The sequence below is a fragment of the Burkholderia sp. genome (assembly GCF_018375725.1).
GTDB lineage: Bacteria > Pseudomonadota > Gammaproteobacteria > Burkholderiales > Burkholderiaceae > Burkholderia.
Genome location: NZ_JAHACR010000528.1, coordinates 1 through 1,281 on the forward strand (window position 1 = coordinate 1; position 1,281 = coordinate 1,281).

Annotated in this window: 1 protein-coding gene and 1 pseudogene; one reads left to right on the forward strand and one right to left on the reverse strand. The window is 64.6% G+C overall.

What is annotated here, in order from left to right:
- Positions 1 to 286: pseudogene (locus KH616_RS25105) on the reverse strand (heat-inducible transcriptional repressor HrcA); the annotation flags it as partial.
- Between KH616_RS25105 and KH616_RS25110 the strand changes: the two are divergent.
- Complete coding sequence (locus tag KH616_RS25110) at positions 285 to 1,190, forward strand: NAD kinase (protein ID WP_292255266.1); 906 nt, start codon at positions 285 to 287, stop codon at positions 1,188 to 1,190. The pseudogene KH616_RS25105 and the gene KH616_RS25110 overlap by 2 nt on opposite strands.
- Positions 1,191 to 1,281: the final 91 nt, after the last annotated feature.

The window sequence follows — 1,281 nt, forward strand, 5'->3', positions numbered from 1 at the left end:
TCACGTTGCGGATCGTCGCCGGGCTCAGCTCCAGCCCGGAAAAACGAGACAACGTGCGGGATCCGACCGGCTGACCGTCGGCAATATACCGTTCGATCAGGGTTTTCAGGAGGGTTCGTGCGCGTGGGTCTAGCATGGAAGAAAATTTTAGCTCAACCGCGCGGTCCCGGCGAGTGGCCCGGTCGGCATCGCGCGGGCAGCCCGGAGGGCACGCCCGCGACCGCCGGCGACTCCCGTCACCGAAGGCGGTTCTTTTCATCAACGAGCTATGGTGTAATGCCGGCATGAAAACCGGTAATCAGTTCCATACTGTCGCGCTCGTCGGCCGCAGCCATACGCCCGGCATCGCCGAGCCGCTTGCCGCACTGGCCGATTGCATCGCGAAGCGCGGATTCGACGTGGTATTCGAAGCCGAGACCGCACGCGAGATCGGCATCTCCGGCTACCCGGCGCTCACCCCGGCGGAAATCGGGGCGCGCGCCGATGTGGCGGTCGTGCTCGGCGGCGACGGCACGATGCTCGGCATTGGTCGCCAGCTCGCCCCGTACAAGACGCCGCTGATCGGGATCAACCACGGGCGGCTCGGCTTCATCACCGATATCGCGGCCGCCGACATGCAGGCGCTCGTGCCGGTGATGCTCGCGGGCAAGTTCGAGCGCGAGGAGCGCTCGCTGCTCGAAGCCCGGATCGTGCGCAACGGCGAACCGATCTACCACGCGCTCGCATTCAACGACGTCGTCGTGAACCGCAGCGGCTTTTCCGGCATGGTCGAGCTGCGCGCGTCGGTCGACGGCCGGTTCATGTACAACCAGCGCTCGGACGGCCTGATCGTCGCGACGCCGACCGGCTCGACCGCCTATGCGCTGTCGTCGGCCGGGCCGATCCTGCATCCGCAATTGCAGGGCATCGTGCTTGTGCCGATCGCACCGCACGCGCTGTCGAACCGGCCGATCGTGCTGCCCGACGATTCGAAGATCGCGATCCAGATCGTCGGCGGCCGCGACGTCAACGTGAATTTCGACATGCAGTCGTTCACATCGCTTGAACTGAACGACACGATCGAGGTGCGCCGCTCGAAATACACGGTGCCGTTCCTGCATCCGGTCGGCTACAGCTATTACGCGACGCTGCGCAAGAAGCTGCACTGGAACGAACACCCTTCAAACGAAGACGACGACACGGCGTTCTGACGACCACTCCGCCCGACACCATGCTCCGCCATCTCTCGATACGCGACTTCGTCATCGTCGCGGCGCTCGATCTCGAATTCGATCGAGGCTT